Consider the following 15,912-nt stretch of genomic DNA (forward strand, 5'->3'; position numbering starts at 1 on the left):
TTAGCCTAAACGTATCTTTCACATACACCCGACTGACGACACAACTGCCAGTCGGTAATTGCGGAGCATACCAAATCAATAACAAGGGGCAGTTCCTTCCATGAATGAAACGATACTTGCACTTCTGGCCTTCTTGCCGCTGCTGTTGGCCGGTATTTTACTCATCGGGTTTAAGATACCTGCCAAGATTGCGATGCCTATCGTCTTCCTGACAGCCGCTATTATCGGCCTAACCGTTTGGGATATGTCGTTTAGCCGTGTCGCGGCGTCGACTATCCAAGGCCTGATCCAAACCGCTGGCCTGCTGTGGATCATCTTTGGCGCCATCCTGCTGCTTAACACGCTTAAGCATTCCGGTGGTATTACCGCTATCCGTAACGGCTTTTCAGGCATTAGCCCGGACCGCCGGGTGCAGGCATTGATTGTTGCCTGGCTGTTTGGCTGCTTTATCGAGGGCGCTTCTGGCTTCGGTACACCAGCCGCTGTTGCCGCTCCACTGATGGTCGCTCTTGGCTTCCCGGCGCTTGCGGCGGTGGTCGTTGGCATGATGATCCAATCAACGCCGGTTTCCTTCGGTGCTGTGGGTACGCCAATCGTCGTCGGCGTAGGTAGCGGCGTGGATCGCGCTGGCATTACCGCTCAGCTGGATTCAGTCGGCTCCAGTTGGGATGTGTTCTTTCAGCTAATCACCAGCGAAGTGGCGATTATTCACGGTATCGTGGGTATTTTAATGCCGTTGATTCTTGTCACCGTGATGGTGCGCTTTTTTGGTGCTAACCGTTCGTGGAAAGAGGGGCTGTCGATTACCCCCTTCGCCATCTTTACCGGCATCTGCTTTGTCGTGCCTTACATGCTGGTAGGCGTGCTGCTGGGGCCTGAGTTCCCGTCGATGATTGGTGCCATGGTGGGTCTGGCGATTGTGGTACCGGCCGCCAAACGTGGCTTCCTGCTGCCTAAAGACACCTGGGACTTTCCAGAAGAAAGCTCCTGGCCCGACGAGTGGATCGGTAACCTGCAAATCAAGCTGGATGACGTTGCGGGCAAAGCGCCGATGTCGACCTTTAAAGGCTGGGTGCCTTACGTACTGTTGGCGCTGTTCCTGGTGGCTTCACGTACGATCGAGCCTCTGCGTGCCGCGCTGACCTCTATCAATCTTAGCTGGACTAACATTCTCGGCGAAGCAGGCATCAGTGGCGGCGTTCAGCCTCTCTATCTGCCAGGCGGCATCATTCTGGCCGTGGTCATCGTCACCTACTTCTTGCACCGTATGAACCCACAAAAAATCAGCGCGGCTGTGTCGGAGTCGACCAAAACGATCTTTGGAGCGGGCTTCGTATTGATCTTTACCGTGCCGATGGTACGCATATTGATCAACTCCGGTGTCAATGGCGCAGATCTTGTCTCGATGCCTGTCATGGTGGCTCAGGCTGTGGCCGATGGTGTGGGGGGTATTTATCCCTTCTTTGCCCCAGCAGTCGGGGCGATGGGTGCCTTCATCGCAGGCTCTAATACGGTATCCAACCTGATGCTGGCCGAGTTCCAGTTCAGCGTTGCTGAAACCCTGGGTCTTTCCACAGCCATGATGGTGTCTCTCCAGGCAGTCGGTGCGGCGGCAGGTAATATGATCGCTATCCACAACGTGGTCGCGGCATCGGCAACGGTCGGATTGTTAGGCCGTGAAGGTGCCACCATCCGTAAGACGATTTTGCCTACGCTGTACTACCTCATCTTTACCGGCACCATAGCCCTGATTGCGTTCTACGTGATTGGCGTAACGGATCCGTTAATGTGACCATGAAGTAGCGCTGGCTGTAATAACGACGCTAGAAACGCAAACCCCCAGGCCAAGGCCTGGGGGTTTGCTGTTTAGCACCGCTGGATTTACCCGTTAATCGATACGCTTTAACTGCTGGCTGTGCAGCTTGCCGCGTTCCACATAGCTTTGAGCGTTCTGCTTCAGTCCCGCAACGACTTCCTCGGAAAGCTCCCGCACTACCTTGGCCGGCGAGCCAACGATTAACGAGTTGGGCGGAAATACCGCGCCTTCCTTAATAAAGGCGCCGGCACCCACCAGGCTATTCTCACCAATCACTGCACCATTGAGCACTACCGCCTGGATACCGATCAGGCAGCCGTCACCGATGGTGCAGCCATGCAACATCGCCTGATGCCCTACCGTTACGCCTTTACCTACCTTGAGCGGAAAGCCTGGATCAGCGTGCAGTACGGCGCCATCCTGGATATTGCTCTCTTCGCCTACTTCAGGATGGTCGGTATCACCGCGCAACACGGCTTGATACCAAACGCTTGAGCGCGCCTTTAACGTAACCTGACCGATAACATCCGCCGTTTCCGCAATGTAAACGTCGTCATGAACATCGGGGCGATGCTCGCCGTATTGATAAAGTGCCACGTTAACCTCCTGGTTTGTTATGGGTATTCCGCCTTCAGGCTAGCGCTTGTTCCAGCAATCGAGCAACGTGAATCGCTTCGCGCCCGCTGCCATCGTGAATCTGGTGGCGGCAGCTGGTGCCATCGGCAATCAACACGGCGTTGCTATCCGCCTTTCGAATCGCCGGTAAAAGCGAGAGTTCCGCCATTTTGAGCGAGGCGTCGTAGTGCTCTGCTTCATAGCCAAAGCTACCCGCCATGCCGCAACAGGAAGACTCGATAGTCTCGATGGAGAGGTTCGGAATCCAGCCCAGCACCTGCTCAACGGGGCGCAGCGCATCGAAAGCTTTTTGATGGCAGTGACCGTGCAGCAACGCCCGCTCGTAGCTCAGCGGCTTGAGTTCGAGGGGCAGCTGACCTTCGGCACGCGCCTTGACCAGAAACTCCTCAAACAGATAGGCCGATGCCGACAACGCTTTCGCCTCTTCGCCAAAGCCGTACTGTAGGAATTCATCGCGCATGCTAAGTAAGCAAGAGGGTTCGAGACCCACAACCGCCACCCCGCGCTCTACAAATGGCATCAGGTGTTCAAGCGTACGCTTGGCCTCCGCCTTGGCTTTATCAAACTGACCGGAAGAGAGGTAAGTACGCCCGCAGCAGAGTGGCCGCTGTCCTTTGGTCACATTGAGGTGTACACGGTAGCCCGCTGCTTCCAGCACCCGCTTGGCGGCTTTGGCGTTATCGCCTTCCATATAGTTATTGAAGGTATCCACAAACAGCAGCACTTCCCGTTCCGAGGAGACTGGCTGCCGAGACGCTTCGGCACTGGCGAGGAAGTTACCGTTAAACACCGGCAGCGAGCGCTGGGGCGCCAGCTTTAACGCCTGCTTGATCTGTTTAGCCAGAAACGGCACCCGTTCGACGCCATTCACCAGGGCAGAAAACTTACTGGCCCAGGGCGCATAGCGCGGCATCTCACCCACCATCCGATCACGTAGCGATAAGCCTTTGACACGGGCCCGGGCGGTACGCGCCTCTATCTTGAACTTCGCCATATCGACGCCGGTCGGGCAATCCCGCTTGCACCCCTTACACGACACGCAGAGATCCAGTGCTTCTTTTACGTCGTCGCTGGCGAGCCCTGCTTCGCCCAACTGCCCGGAGAGCACCAAGCGCAGCGTGTTGGCACGGCCGCGGGTCAGGTGCTGCTCATCTTTAGTGACCCGGAAACTAGGACACATGGTGCCTGCGTCAAACTTGCGGCAGTGGCCGTTGTTGTTGCACATCTCCACCGCCATGGCCAAGCCATGGGTCGCATCACCGCCGGTACCCGGTGCTGTTTGCTCGCCGGTGAGCGGGTCGCGCTTCACATTCCAGGCGGACCAATCGAATACCGGGGTAAGCGGGATAGTGGTGTAAGACTTGGGAAAACGAAAATAGCGCTCGTCGTCCATTTTGGGGGTATCGACGATTTTGCCGGGGTTGAACAGGTTTTCAGGGTCAAACAGCTGCTTAATGTCGCGGAAGGCATTGTTGACCGTTTCGCCAAACTGCCACGCCACCCACTCGCCACGGCAAATACCGTCGCCATGTTCACCGGAGTAAGCGCCTTTGTATTCGCGCACCAACGCGGAGGCCAGCTCGGCAATTTCGCGCATTTTCTCTGCGCCGTCCCGCCGCATATCGAGAATCGGCCGCACGTGTAGCGTGCCGACACCGGCATGAGCGTACCAGGTGCCTTCAGTGCCGTAGCGGTTGAAGACCTCGGTGAGTTTTTCGGTGTACTCGGCCAGATGTTCGAGCGGCACCGCGCAATCTTCAATAAAAGAGACCGGCTTACCGTCGCCCTTCATGCTCATCATGATGTTGAGCCCGGCTTTGCGCACGTTCCATAGCGCTTTCTGCTCGGCGGCCTCGGGCATATCCACCACGCTGCCCGGCAAACCTAAATCGCCCATCAATTCATTAAGCCCACGCAGCGCGTCAAGCTGTGCGGCATGATCGTGACCGGCAAACTCCACCAGCAAAATGGCTTCCGGCTTGCCAATCAGCGCCTTCTCAATGACCGGACGGAACGCTGGGTTCTCCAGCGACAGCTCAATCATGGTGCGGTCCACCAGCTCCACCGCCGTGGGGCCAAGCTTGACGATATGCTGAGTGAAATCCATCGCCTGATAGAAGGTCGGGAAATTCACCACGCCCAGCACCTTCTGCTCGGGCAATGGGGAAAGCCTGAGTTTAATACGCTGGCTGACCCCGAGCGTGCCTTCCGAACCCACTAGCAGGTGGGCTAGGTTGGCGCGTCCATCAGGGTCGTAGGGCATCGGGTTCTGGCAATCGAACAGATCCAGATTGTAGCCCCCCACCCGGCGCAGCACCTTGGGGAAGTGATCGCGAATTTCCGGGCCCACACGCTCGGCAATTGCCCTCACCTGCTGGGCAAGACGCTGCTCACGCGAGCCTTCCGCGAAGCGGTCAACGAAACCAAAACTCGCCGCGCTGCCGTCAGCCAATAGCGCGTCCACACCCAGCACGTTGTGCACCATATTGCCGTAGTAGATCGACCGCGACCCGCAGGAATTATTGCCTGCCATACCGCCAATGGTGCACTGGGCGCTGGTGGAAACATCCACCGGATACCAGAGCCCATGAGGTTTGAGCCAGGCGTTGAGGTGATCCAGCACAATGCCTGGCTCGACGACCACGGTGCGCGCCTCGGCGTCAAACTCAATCACCTGATTGAGCCAACGGGTAGTGTCGATGACCAGCGCTTCGCCGACGGTTTGCCCACACTGGCTGGTGCCCGCGCCCCGGGCCAAAATCGGCACCTTGGCATCACGGGCAATATCCAGAGCGATTTTCAGGTCTTCCTGATGGCGCGGGATAACCACGCCTACTGGCGTCACCTGATAAATAGAAGCGTCGGTCGAATAACGCCCCCGAGTAGCCCGGTCAAACAGCACCTCCCCGGCCATCTCTCGGGATAAACGCTCGGCGAGTTCGCCGAGCGGTTTAATCTTGGCATCGCGGGACGGCTGTTGGTTCGTCAGAGACGTCATGTGGCTCTCCCCCGTCGTTTAGCGCTTGCCTGCGTTAAGCGGGTTGGCGGCAAAGTAGTCCAAAGCAGCCGTTACGCCACTGCCTTTAAGGTTAACGCCCGACAGCTTCATACCCGCTTCACAGCCGCCGAGCGTGGCAATCAGCGTTAAATCGTTGCAGTCGCCCAAATGGCCGATCCGGAACATTTTGCCCTTGGCCTTACCCAGCCCCATGCCTAATGAAAGGTCAAAACGCTCATAGATAATCTTGCGCACCGCATCTGCATCGACGCCTTCCGGCATTACCACGCCGGTCAGCACCGGCGAGTAAACCGACGGATCCTGACACTGAATCTCAAGCCCCCACGCCTCTACCGCCGCGCGCACGCCAGCGGCCCAGCGTTGGTGGCGTGCCAGCACATTGTCCATGCCTTCATCCAACAGCATATCCAGTGCTTCATTCAGGCCATACAGTAGGTTGGTGCTGGGCGTGTAGGGCCAGTAGCCGTTCTTGTTGGCTTCGAGAATTTCGTCCCAGGCCCAGAAACTTTTGGGTAGTTTCGCCTGTTTGCTGACTTCGATGGCTTTAGGTGAAAGCGCGTTAAAGCTGATGCCCGGCGGCAGCATCAGGCCTTTCTGCGAGCCGGAGACAGTGACATCAACGCCCCACTCATCATGGCGGTAGTCAGCGCTGGCCAACCCAGAAATGGTATCGACAATCAGCAGTGCCGGGTGGCCCGCCGCGTCGATGGCTTTACGCACGGCGGCGATGTCGCTGGTCACGCCGGTCGAGGTTTCGTTGTGCACTACACAAACAGCTTTCAGCTCGTGATTGGTGTCCTCTTTCAGGCGCGCTTCGATCATGTCGGCCTGCACACCGTGGCGCCAGCCTTCGTAGCCTGGCAGGCCCAAGAACTCAGGTTGGATATCTAAACGCAGGGCCATTTTGTGCCACAGCGTGGCGAAGTGTCCGGTTTCGAACATCAGTACCTTATCGCCCGGTGACATGGTATTGGCCAAAGCAGCTTCCCAGGCACCGGTGCCCGACGCCGGGTAGATAACCACCGGGTTCTCGGTTTTAAAGATTTTTTGAATTTTGCTCAGCAGCTCAAGGCCCAAAGCGCCAAACTCAGGACCGCGGTGATCGATCGTGGGCAGGCTCATGGCCCGTAAAATACGGTCTGGCACCGGCGAAGGGCCAGGAATTTGCAAAAAGTGACGGCCGGATGGGTGAAAATTAAGTTTTAGCATGATGACGTTCCTGTTTGTTGTTGTAGAGCTCGCGGCTGGATCGGCCGATTAGCGTTGCTAAAAATGGATAATGAATGCAATTATTCACATCAAAAAAGCGCTACTTGATACATCCTTCAGCACGTAAAGCGTCAAGCTCAGCGCCGGAGAACCCTAAGCTATCGAGCACTTCGTCGGTGTGCTGGGCGAAGAGCGGCGCCGGGCTGCGAATTTGCGACGGCGTTTCTGAGAATTTGCTCGGAAATCCGATGGTTTTCATTTTGCCTATCACCGGGTGCTCCATCTCTTGCACCATACCGCGCGCTAAATAGTGCTCATCCTGCATGGCCTGGGCAAAGTCGTTGATTGGCCCGGCAGGCACACCCGCGCTGTCACATAGAGTTAGCCACTCATCAACGCTTTGATTCGCCATCAGCTCTTCGAGCAGCGCCTCCAGCTCTTCAACGTGCTGTCCGCGATCCTGATTGGTAATAAAGCGGGGGTCCTGCATGAGTTCTTCGCGTTTAAGTACGTCCTGGCAGAAGCGTTCCCAGGTACGCTGATTGGCGCAGCCGAGCATCAAATAGCCATCGCTGGCTTTGACTGCCTGATAAGGTGCGGATACACGATGGCGCCAGCCCGTTGGTCCAGGCACGGTGCCTTCAGAGAAGTAAGCCGCCGCTTCCCAAGTAAACCAGGGCAAACCACACTCGGTAATGGCGATATCAATGTGCTGGCCGGCACCGGTTTTCATCTTGTGGATACAGGCAGCGAGGATCGAGTAGACCGCCGTCAGACCACCGCCAATATCGTAAACCGCAATACCGGTTTTCAGCGGGCGCTTGCCCTCTTCACCGGTCATCGACATCAGGCCTGTCATCCCCTGTGCCACCAGGTCAAAGCCCCCTTTGTGGCTATAGGGCCCGGTTTGGCCATAGCCTGAAATAGAGCAGTAAACGATGCCAGGGTTGATTGCTTTGATGGTGTCGTAATCAATCGACAGCGACTTGGTTACGCCTGGCCGGTAGTTTTCAACGATGACATCCGCATCAGCCGCCAAGCGGTAAAAGATTTGTCTGGCCCGCTCATCCTTCAGGTTGAGCGATATGCTCTTTTTATTGCGGTTAATCTGTGAAAAACAGGTCGATTCGCCATTGACGTAAGGACCCATTTGGCGGCTATCGTCACCACCATTGAGCTTCTCGACTTTGATCACCTCGGCACCCATGTCGGCCAGCACCATGGTGCAATAAGGGCCTGCCATGATCTGCGACACATCCAGCACTTTTATATCTTGTAGGGGAAGCATGCGCTTTCCTCCCGGTTAGTAGTTTTACGCTGTGTCCGAAACTAGTGGCCAGACCACTCAAACGACGTTTTATTGACGAATTTATCCACCGCCGCAGCAAAGTCTCGACTCATATAACAAGTCGTTACCCAGTCATCGCTGGCATCTGCAGAAAGGCGTCGCTGTTCCAACGCGCGTCCAATCAGCGCCTTGCTGGCCTGTAGCGTCAACGGCGCCCGCTTGGCAAAGGCTTCCGCTAGCGCTGCCACTTCGCTGTAAATCGATTCCGCATCAAACAGCTGGTTTACCAAACCGGCAGCGTGGGCTTCGTCAGCACTGAATAGGCGCGCCATCATCAGCGCTTCTTTGGTCCGCGCAACGCCAAGCATGTCGATCATGCGAGACACGTTATTGATCGAGAGCGTATTGCCCAACGTTTTGGCAATCGGTACGCCAAATTTCATCGTTGGGGTGGCGTAACGGAAATCGCATACCAGGGCCAGGGCCGCACCGCCGCCCACACAAGCACCTTCAATCAACGCCAGGGTTGGCTTGGGGAAGGTTTCCAGCTTGCCTACCACGCGATCAATGCGTCGCTCGTAGCCAATCGCGTCGTCAGGCTGAGTAAATCCTGCAAACTGGCTGATGTCGGTGCCGGCGACAAAGGCTTCACCACCGACACCATGTAAAACCACGGCATACACGGCGTCGTCTTCTGCCAGCTGATCGCAGTATTTTTCCAGGGCGTCATACATCTCCCAGGTCATGGCGTTACGACTCTGGGGACGGTTAAAACCAATCCAGGCCACGCCGTTGCGAACGTCATAAGTAACGCTGTCAACGTGCTGTTGTTTGTCTGTGTTGTTCATCAGCTTCTCCTGGATAGCGCGTGCTTAGCCATAAACAAAGTTGACTAATGCCAGCGCAAACGCGGGGATATAGGTGTTAATCATTAACACAGCGAACAGGACGGCGATAAACCACAAATTGGTTTTGGACGTGGCCCATACATCTGACTTGGCGATTGAACATGACGCAATCAGCACGCTGGCCACGGGCGGTGTTTGCTGACCGATGGCAAGGTTCAGCGTCACGATCAAACCGAAGTGTAGAGGGTCAATACCGACCTCGATTACCAGCGGCAACACGATGGGCACCACCAGAATGATCGCCGCGGCTGAGTGCAGGAAAATCCCCAAAATCAGGAAAATGACATTGAGCAGTGCCAAAATGAGATATTTATTGTTGGTTAGCTCGCTGATTTGCATGGCGATTTCTTGAGGCACACGGGTCTCGGTGAGGTAGCCACCGACCACTGCGGACGCCGCCACCAGCAGCATCACCACCGCAGTTTGCACGCCAGCACTTTTACAAGAATCAATGAAGTTCTTGATGGTGAATTCGCGATACACCACTGCACTAATAAAGATGGCGACACATACCGCCAGCGCTGCACCTTCAGTCGCGGTGACAAAGCCACCAAAGATACCGCCCAAAATAATGACGGGAATCAACAGCGCCCAAATAGCTTCCTTAAAGGCAATCCAGAGCTGCGAAACCCGGAAGCGGCCTTCAGAGGGGAAGTCATTCTTGCGTGCCAGGTAGTAGCACATCGCGGCTAAGCCCATCGCACCCAACAAGCCCGGCAAAATCCCCGCCACGAACATCTGTACGACCGACTCGCCCGACATCACCGCATAAAGGATCATGGGGATAGACGGCGGCAGAATGATCGCCAGGCTTGCCGCAGAGGAGGAGATAGAGGCCGCAAACTCTTTTGAGTAGCCTTTTTTGCGCATGGCGGGGATCAAAATACTACCGATTGCCGACACACCGGCGACTGCCGATCCAGAGATTTCAGCAAAAAAAACCGATGCCCCAATAGTGACCATGGCTAGGCCGCCTTTGATAAACCCCACCATCGCCATGGCCAGGTCAATCAAGCGCCGCGATATGCTCGAGGCGTTCATAATCGCACCCGCTAAAATAAACAGCGGTATGGCAATGAGCGGGAAGTTGGTAGCCCCTTCAAACATGGTCATGCCCACCGTCGGCATCGCCATGTTGCCGTATGTCATAAAGGTGGCAATCGTTCCTACCAGCGCCAAGGCAACCGCCACCGGCACGTTAATCAGAATAAGGACTATCAGTGCTAGAAATATGTACAGTATGACCATGGTAGTTACTTATCCTCGCTGATGCGTGCTGACGGTGGCGACTTCTTCCGCGTCGATACCGGCTTCTTCAAGCTCATGGTCAATAAAGCCTCTACCGCGCGCGCTTTTAAGCACGTCAGGCAGCCGCAACAGTTCAGCGATAATGAACAGTACGGAGGCAACGGGAATCGCAGAATGCACCAACTGCATCGACACTTCAGGGAGGCTGACCATGCCGACGTTTTCGAGAATCAACATGACTTGGTAGCTGGCAAGGCCCAAGAAAATGAAGAAACCAATCGTGATGGCTTCAGCTAACAGCGCGATCGGCACCCGAATTGAAGGCGGGCACATATTTAAGACGCTTGGGCAGGTAATGTGCGCGCCCTTGGCGGCTGCTAAAGCCGTGCCGTAGTAGGTCACCCAGGCGAGCAACGCGGCGGCCAGTTCGTCGTACCAGCTTAGCGGTGAGCCCAAGTAGCGGGTCACAAAGCCGAGCGTGACGACAACGGCAAGCGCAATGACCAGAAAGACCACGATGCCTTCAAGAAACGCAAAATAGGCGTTCTTGAACTTTGTAAAAGTACTCATTGAGACCTCCGAAAGGCGAGGCGCCCCGCCAAGTAGCGACGCACCTCTAAAGAATGGCGCTTTGCTTACTCGCGTAGAGCAGCCACGGCGTCAATCATTTCCTGGCCACCATCCACTTCTTCCGCGAATTTGTTGTAGATGGTTTCAGAGGCATCAACGAAGGCATCGAAGTCAACTTCGTTAATTTCCATGCCTTCATCACGCATTTTTACGAGCGTTTCATCATCCAGGCGTTGGCCTTCTTCAAGTACGAAGTCCTCCATTTCAACCGCGACTTCCTCAAGTACCTGGCGTACTTCCTCGGGCAGGCGGCTCCAGCTAGCGCCAGCCGTTAGGTAAGCTGGGGTGTAAACGTGGTTGGAGATCGAGAGGTAGTCTTGCACTTCATGAAAGCGCGAGGAGTAGGTCTGAATAAAGGGGTTTTCCTGGCCGTCCATTGCACCTGTTTGCAGGGCAACAAACACTTCTGAAAGCGACATCGGGGAAGGCGCAGCCCCATAGCTACGGAACATATCAATACGCCATGTACCACCGGGAACGCGCAGTTTGATGCCGGCGAGGTCTTCAGGTGTGACGATCGGGCGTACGTTGTTGGTGATCTGACGGAACCCATTTTCCCAAACACCAATGATTTTGAAACCGCGCGCTTCAGCAGCGTCATACAGTGGGCCGCGAACGATCTCTTCGCGTACACGCTTCATATGTTCACGGTCTTTAATCAGGTAAGGCATCTCGAACAGCGCAAACTGATCAGACTCCGAACTCATCACCGTTGAAGGCAACGATAGGTCTAACGAACCCAGGCGTAAGCGGCGCATCATCGATTCATCGCTGCCGAGCTGACTATTGCCATAAACGTTAACTTCGGCGACGCCTTCCAGGCGCTCATTAGCCAGCTCAGCGAAGCGGTTAGCGGATATTTCAAACAGAGAGCCAGGGCCACCCACATGACCAAGACGAACTTCAGTGTTTGCGTTGGCAGCGGCAGCCTGCAAACCCAAGGTTACAACGACCGTTGCGAGTGCTGTTTTGAGCAATTTCATAGTGAACTCCAGGTGAACCATTTGTTGTTTTTAGCAATATCACCATCGTTGCTCGGGCATCCGATGGCACCTGCAAAAGGAGTCGATTGAGCAGCCCTGTTTATTGTTGCTAGGCGCTTACCCGTGGATCATCCCCCACATCAATTTGAATTCAAAATTCAAAATTAGGTATTAAACTTTCGTCTCGACCAAAGAATAACGCTGCAACAGCTTGTTTCCTAAGGAACAAAAAAAAACCAATTAGGATAAAAAAACGGGCAGTGGCTTCACCAGCCATCTGCCCGTCTTAGATTAATGATTTCCCCTGCTAACTCACTCGCTCGGCTCCAGCCCCCAGCCCAGGTCAGCAAGCTCGATACCTGCAATCGCAGCCTGTTGGTCCTCCTCTGACGAGGCGCCGCTAATACCGACAGCGCCAATCACATGGCTCTGTTTATTGAGAATGGGCACCCCGCCAGCGACAGCTACAAAATGCCCCTGTGAGGCAGCGGCTACGCTGGCAACAAAGGCTGTGCGCTCGGCATTGCGTTCACCTAACACGCCGCTGGCAACTCCAATACCCAATGAGGAGTAAGCCTTACCTTTGGCTACCGGAAATCGCAGCGGCGCACAGCCATCTTCACGTTCAGCAGCGACTAGATTGCCGCCGCCATCTAGTACCACGATAGTCAACGGCGGCAACTTTGATGCCCGCGCCAACGCCATGGCACCATCGATTATCTTTCTGCCCTGCTCTCTGGTGAGCTGTACGCTGCAATGAAATACTTGTCCGGCCATTTGGTTTCACCTTTGTCATTGTTAGTGAGCAGTGGGGGCAAAGCGCCACCAAAGGAATATTGAATTCATAATTACTTTTGCAGATCATATGAACAATAGCCACTATACGAAGATGACATCGCGCTCTTATTGGTCCAGGTGGCCTGGGTAGCTTGGAAAACACCCAAGCGAGCCGCTGACAAGGAACTTACGAATGACAAAGATCTTGCAACGCAATTTATATCGCGAAGTGGCTGATAGAATTGGCGATCTGATTGAGCACGGTGAGCTGCTTCCCGGTGAACGTATCTCTGAAAAGCAGCTTTGCGATCTCTTCGGCGTATCGCGTACGCCGCTGCGGGAGGCATTGAAAGTGCTTGCCACCGAAGGCCTGATTGAGCTGCTACCCAATCGCGGCGCGCGGGTGGTGCGGTTAACCTTAAAAAACGTTAAAGACACCTATGACCTGATGGCCGCACTAGAAGGTCTGTCAGGCGAGCTTGCCTGCCAATACATTAGCGACGCCGAAATTGCCGCCATTCGCCAGTTACACGACACCATGTTGGAACACTACCGAAACCGGGAGCTAGCGCCCTATTTCAAGGTGAACCGGCAGATTCACGAAAGCATTCTGGCGGCGTCCAATAACGATGTTCTGCAAGAGATGTACAGCAATCTAAGTCAGCGCATCAAGCGCGTGCGTTACTCCAAGAAGATGACCGAGCGCTATTGGAGTCAGGCAGTAAAAGATCATGAAAATATGATGGCCGCGCTTGAGAAGCGCGACAGCCAATTACTCGGCCAAATTTTACGTGACCACCTTTGCAATAAGATTGAAGTGGCCACGTTAGCGGGGGTGATCGACACAGAAGATGATAAAAGTGTGGCCAACAGCTAATTCGTTATTGCCACTCGTCAAGGCGCATGGAGGAACGTTCTAGCCGTTCGTGCTCCTCTTCCAAATCGCGCAGTAGCTGGCTAATGCTGGATAGATGCTCCAGTGCTACATGTTTTGCCTGCTCCGCCTCGCCGCTGACCACCGCATCGTGCAGTTGGGCATGCTGCTGATTGATCATCGCACGAGGTACTGGCAAGTGGTAAAGGTGCTTAACCGAAGCGAAGACCGAGCTAAGCAGTAAATCGGTCAAGCTCTGTAGCGTATGCACCAATACCGGATTGTGCGACGCCTGAGAAACCGCCAAATGAAAGGCATGGTCGAGCCGCGCAAGTCGCTCGACGTCTATCGCCTCTGCGGTTTCTGCGTAATCGGCCATTTCACGATAGCGTCGAGTGATCAGCACCCGATCAGCCGAGGTGCCTCGACTCGCGGCCAGCCGCGCCGACTCCCCTTCTAACAGGGCGCGCACCTCTAACAGATCAAACAGCGTGCGCGGATGGTCTTTAAATAGGTGCATCAAGGGGCTTTGATTGCCTACGGGCAGTAGCGTGGCCACCGTCGAACCATGGCCCTGACGGGTATCGATAATCCCCTTGCTGCGTAGAATCCTTAACCCTTCGCGCAGCGAAGCGCGGGATACACCCAACCGGTCACACAGGCGCCGTTCGGAAGGAAGCAGTTGGCCGGGGCGAAAAACGCCATCAAGAATTAAACGCTCAAGCCGGGTAGCCACCTGATCCGGCATCCGCACCCCGGGTGACAAGGCTTGATTCTCCACTGGCATGCTGGCTCTCCTGATGGTCTGTATGTTCAGCTTGCCAGTACTCAACCCAGTACTAAACAAAGAAGACCTCATGGTCGACTAATTACTGGTCAGACCAATGCACCACGACCTAGACAGATGGATAAAAAAAGCCCAAATTGAGGCCATGTTAGTTGGGCGATATGCGCCTAAATTTTCAACGTTTGCCTTTAATGATAATAAGCATGGGATGTCGTGATGAATATCCTCTTTGATGAGCGCCTGGACGGTGAGCTGGTTCGGCGCGATAAGAACGAAGTCTTGAGCGATCTGCAGCAAGCCGTTCCCGATATGACCCTGCTGCACCGCGAGGAAGACCTGCGCCCCTTCGAATGCGACGGGCTGGCGGCCTATCGCGTGTTACCCATGCTGGTGGCACTGCCGGAAACCCTCCAACAGGTTGAAGGGTTACTCAAGCGCTGCCACGCCCTGGGCGTGCCCGTGGTCACCCGTGGTGCGGGCACCGGCCTCTCTGGTGGCGCACTGCCGCTTGAGCAAGGCGTGCTACTGGTCATGTCGCGCTTTAACCAAATTCTAAAAGTCGACCCGGATGCCCGCCTGGCGCGGGTTCAGCCCGGCGTGCGTAACCTGGCGATTTCCGAAGCGGCTGCGCCTTACGGTCTCTACTATGCCCCCGATCCTTCATCGCAAATTGCCTGTTCGATCGGCGGTAACGTGGCTGAAAATGCTGGCGGCGTGCACTGCCTAAAATATGGCCTGACGGTTCATAACGTCATGCGCGTAGACGTACTCACCATTGAGGGTGAGCACATGACGCTGGGTGCCGAGTCTCTCGATGCGCCCGGCTTTGATCTGCTGGCGCTGATGAATGGCTCCGAAGGCATGCTCGGCGTAGTCACCGAAATTACTGTCAAGCTACTCCCCAAACCGGAAACCGCCAAAGTACTGATGGCTAGTTTCGACGATGTCGAAAAAGCCGGCCGCGCCGTGGGCGATATCATTGCCGCAGGGATTATTCCCGGCGGCCTGGAAATGATGGATAAACTTGCCATCAAAGCCGCCGAGGATTTTGTCAAAGCGGGCTACCCCCTCGATGCCGAGGCAATTCTGCTCTGTGAGCTGGATGGCGTTGAAGCCGATGTGGACGACGATTGCGATACCGTGCGCCGTGTACTGGAAGCCGCCGGTGCCACCAACATTCAGCAGGCTCGCGATGAAGCCGAGCGTGCCAAGTTCTGGGCCGGGCGAAAGAACGCCTTCCCCGCGGTGGGTCGTATGTCGCCGGACTACTACTGTATGGATGGCACTATCCCCCGCCGCGAACTCCCCCGCGTACTCAAAGGCATTGCCGCGCTTTCCGAAGAGAGCGGCCTGGCGGTCGCCAACGTGTTCCACGCCGGTGATGGCAATATGCACCCGCTGATCCTGTTCGATGCCAATAAAGAGGGGCAGTTGGCGCTTGCGGAAGAGGTGGGCGGCAAGATCCTTGAACTCTGCGTGGCCGCAGGTGGCTCGATTACCGGTGAACACGGCGTTGGGCGCGAAAAGATCAACCAGATGTGCAGCCAGTTCCAGCCGGATGAAATCAGCGTTTTTCATGCCTTGAAAGCCGCTTTTGATCCACAGCGTCTACTCAACCCAGGCAAGAACATCCCGACCCTGGCTCGCTGCGCGGAATTCGGTGCCATGCATGTGCATAACAACGAGCTACCGCACCCGGAACTGCCACGTTTTTAATAATGAACCTAGTCCACATAA

General features: G+C 55.4%; 13 protein-coding genes. 3 read left to right on the forward strand and 10 right to left on the reverse strand.

Annotation, left to right across the window (positions count from 1 at the left end):
* Positions 1 to 100: 100 nt before the first annotated feature.
* A complete protein-coding gene (locus AC5TBW_RS14750; RefSeq protein WP_495509291.1) occupies positions 101 to 1,792 on the forward strand; it encodes an L-lactate permease in 1,692 nt (563 codons plus the stop codon).
* A 96-nt stretch (positions 1,793 to 1,888) separates the two neighbouring features.
* On the opposite strand, the gene AC5TBW_RS14755 is transcribed toward AC5TBW_RS14750, so the two are convergent.
* The 9 genes from AC5TBW_RS14755 to AC5TBW_RS14795 all read right to left on the reverse strand — a co-directional run bounded on the left by AC5TBW_RS14755 (position 1,889) and on the right by AC5TBW_RS14795 (position 12,514).
* Complete coding sequence (locus tag AC5TBW_RS14755; RefSeq protein ID WP_495509292.1) at positions 1,889 to 2,413, reverse strand: gamma carbonic anhydrase family protein; 525 nt, start codon at positions 2,411 to 2,413, stop codon at positions 1,889 to 1,891.
* Between the two features lie 34 nt (positions 2,414 to 2,447).
* Positions 2,448 to 5,450: an FAD-binding and (Fe-S)-binding domain-containing protein gene (locus AC5TBW_RS14760; protein WP_495509293.1), complete on the reverse strand. Its 3,003-nt coding sequence runs from the start codon at positions 5,448 to 5,450 to the stop codon at positions 2,448 to 2,450.
* Between the two features lie 18 nt (positions 5,451 to 5,468).
* Complete coding sequence (locus AC5TBW_RS14765; protein ID WP_495509294.1) at positions 5,469 to 6,680, reverse strand: pyridoxal-phosphate-dependent aminotransferase family protein; 1,212 nt, start codon at positions 6,678 to 6,680, stop codon at positions 5,469 to 5,471.
* A 100-nt stretch (positions 6,681 to 6,780) separates the two neighbouring features.
* Positions 6,781 to 7,968 (reverse strand): CaiB/BaiF CoA transferase family protein, encoded by a 1,188-nt coding sequence (locus AC5TBW_RS14770; RefSeq protein ID WP_495509295.1) that lies wholly within the window; start codon positions 7,966 to 7,968, stop codon positions 6,781 to 6,783.
* A gap of 41 nt (positions 7,969 to 8,009) precedes the next feature.
* Positions 8,010 to 8,816, reverse strand: coding sequence for an enoyl-CoA hydratase/isomerase family protein (locus AC5TBW_RS14775; RefSeq protein ID WP_495509296.1), 807 nt, complete (start codon positions 8,814 to 8,816; stop codon positions 8,010 to 8,012).
* A gap of 24 nt (positions 8,817 to 8,840) precedes the next feature.
* The gene (locus AC5TBW_RS14780; RefSeq protein WP_495509297.1) at positions 8,841 to 10,124 is read right to left on the reverse strand and encodes a TRAP transporter large permease; all 1,284 of its coding nucleotides are present in this window, start codon (positions 10,122 to 10,124) and stop codon (positions 8,841 to 8,843) included.
* Between the two features lie 9 nt (positions 10,125 to 10,133).
* The gene (locus AC5TBW_RS14785) at positions 10,134 to 10,694 is read right to left on the reverse strand and encodes a TRAP transporter small permease (protein WP_495509298.1); all 561 of its coding nucleotides are present in this window, start codon (positions 10,692 to 10,694) and stop codon (positions 10,134 to 10,136) included.
* Positions 10,695 to 10,759: 65 nt separating this feature from the next.
* Positions 10,760 to 11,737 (reverse strand): TRAP transporter substrate-binding protein, encoded by a 978-nt coding sequence (locus AC5TBW_RS14790; RefSeq protein ID WP_495509299.1) that lies wholly within the window; start codon positions 11,735 to 11,737, stop codon positions 10,760 to 10,762.
* Positions 11,738 to 12,049: 312 nt separating this feature from the next.
* On the reverse strand, positions 12,050 to 12,514 hold the full coding sequence (locus tag AC5TBW_RS14795; RefSeq protein WP_495509300.1) for a GlcG/HbpS family heme-binding protein: 465 nt from the start codon (positions 12,512 to 12,514) through the stop codon (positions 12,050 to 12,052).
* A gap of 193 nt (positions 12,515 to 12,707) precedes the next feature.
* Between AC5TBW_RS14795 and AC5TBW_RS14800 the strand changes: the two genes are divergently transcribed.
* Positions 12,708 to 13,391, forward strand: coding sequence for a GntR family transcriptional regulator (locus AC5TBW_RS14800; protein WP_495509301.1), 684 nt, complete (start codon positions 12,708 to 12,710; stop codon positions 13,389 to 13,391).
* 4 nt (positions 13,392 to 13,395) lie between these two features.
* Here the strand turns inward: AC5TBW_RS14800 and glcC are convergent, their stop codons facing one another.
* Entirely contained in the window at positions 13,396 to 14,175 is a 780-nt protein-coding gene (glcC, locus tag AC5TBW_RS14805) for a transcriptional regulator GlcC (protein ID WP_495509302.1), read from the reverse strand.
* Between the two features lie 216 nt (positions 14,176 to 14,391).
* On the opposite strand from glcC, the gene glcD reads away from it, so the two are divergent.
* Positions 14,392 to 15,891: a glycolate oxidase subunit GlcD gene (gene glcD / locus AC5TBW_RS14810; RefSeq protein WP_495509303.1), complete on the forward strand. Its 1,500-nt coding sequence runs from the start codon at positions 14,392 to 14,394 to the stop codon at positions 15,889 to 15,891.
* Positions 15,892 to 15,912: the final 21 nt, after the last annotated feature.

Source organism: Vreelandella sp. ssv, assembly GCF_059448525.1.

Excerpts from the sequence above, each read along its gene's own strand:
- AC5TBW_RS14765 (WP_495509294.1), bottom strand. The coding sequence starts at position 6,680 with ATGCTAAAACTTAATTTTCACCCATCCGGCCGTCACTTTTTGCAAATT.
- AC5TBW_RS14750 (WP_495509291.1), top strand. The coding sequence starts at position 101 with ATGAATGAAACGATACTTGCACTTCTGGCCTTCTTGCCGCTGCTGTTG.
- AC5TBW_RS14770 (WP_495509295.1), bottom strand. The coding sequence starts at position 7,968 with ATGCTTCCCCTACAAGATATAAAAGTGCTGGATGTGTCGCAGATCATG.
- AC5TBW_RS14790 (WP_495509299.1), bottom strand. The coding sequence starts at position 11,737 with ATGAAATTGCTCAAAACAGCACTCGCAACGGTCGTTGTAACCTTGGGT.
- AC5TBW_RS14775 (WP_495509296.1), bottom strand. The coding sequence starts at position 8,816 with ATGAACAACACAGACAAACAACAGCACGTTGACAGCGTTACTTATGAC.
- AC5TBW_RS14795 (WP_495509300.1), bottom strand. The coding sequence starts at position 12,514 with ATGGCCGGACAAGTATTTCATTGCAGCGTACAGCTCACCAGAGAGCAG.
- AC5TBW_RS14760 (WP_495509293.1), bottom strand. The coding sequence starts at position 5,450 with ATGACGTCTCTGACGAACCAACAGCCGTCCCGCGATGCCAAGATTAAA.
- AC5TBW_RS14800 (WP_495509301.1), top strand. The coding sequence starts at position 12,708 with ATGACAAAGATCTTGCAACGCAATTTATATCGCGAAGTGGCTGATAGA.
- glcC (WP_495509302.1), bottom strand. The coding sequence starts at position 14,175 with ATGCCAGTGGAGAATCAAGCCTTGTCACCCGGGGTGCGGATGCCGGAT.
- AC5TBW_RS14780 (WP_495509297.1), bottom strand. The coding sequence starts at position 10,124 with ATGGTCATACTGTACATATTTCTAGCACTGATAGTCCTTATTCTGATT.
- AC5TBW_RS14785 (WP_495509298.1), bottom strand. The coding sequence starts at position 10,694 with ATGAGTACTTTTACAAAGTTCAAGAACGCCTATTTTGCGTTTCTTGAA.
- glcD (WP_495509303.1), top strand. The coding sequence starts at position 14,392 with ATGAATATCCTCTTTGATGAGCGCCTGGACGGTGAGCTGGTTCGGCGC.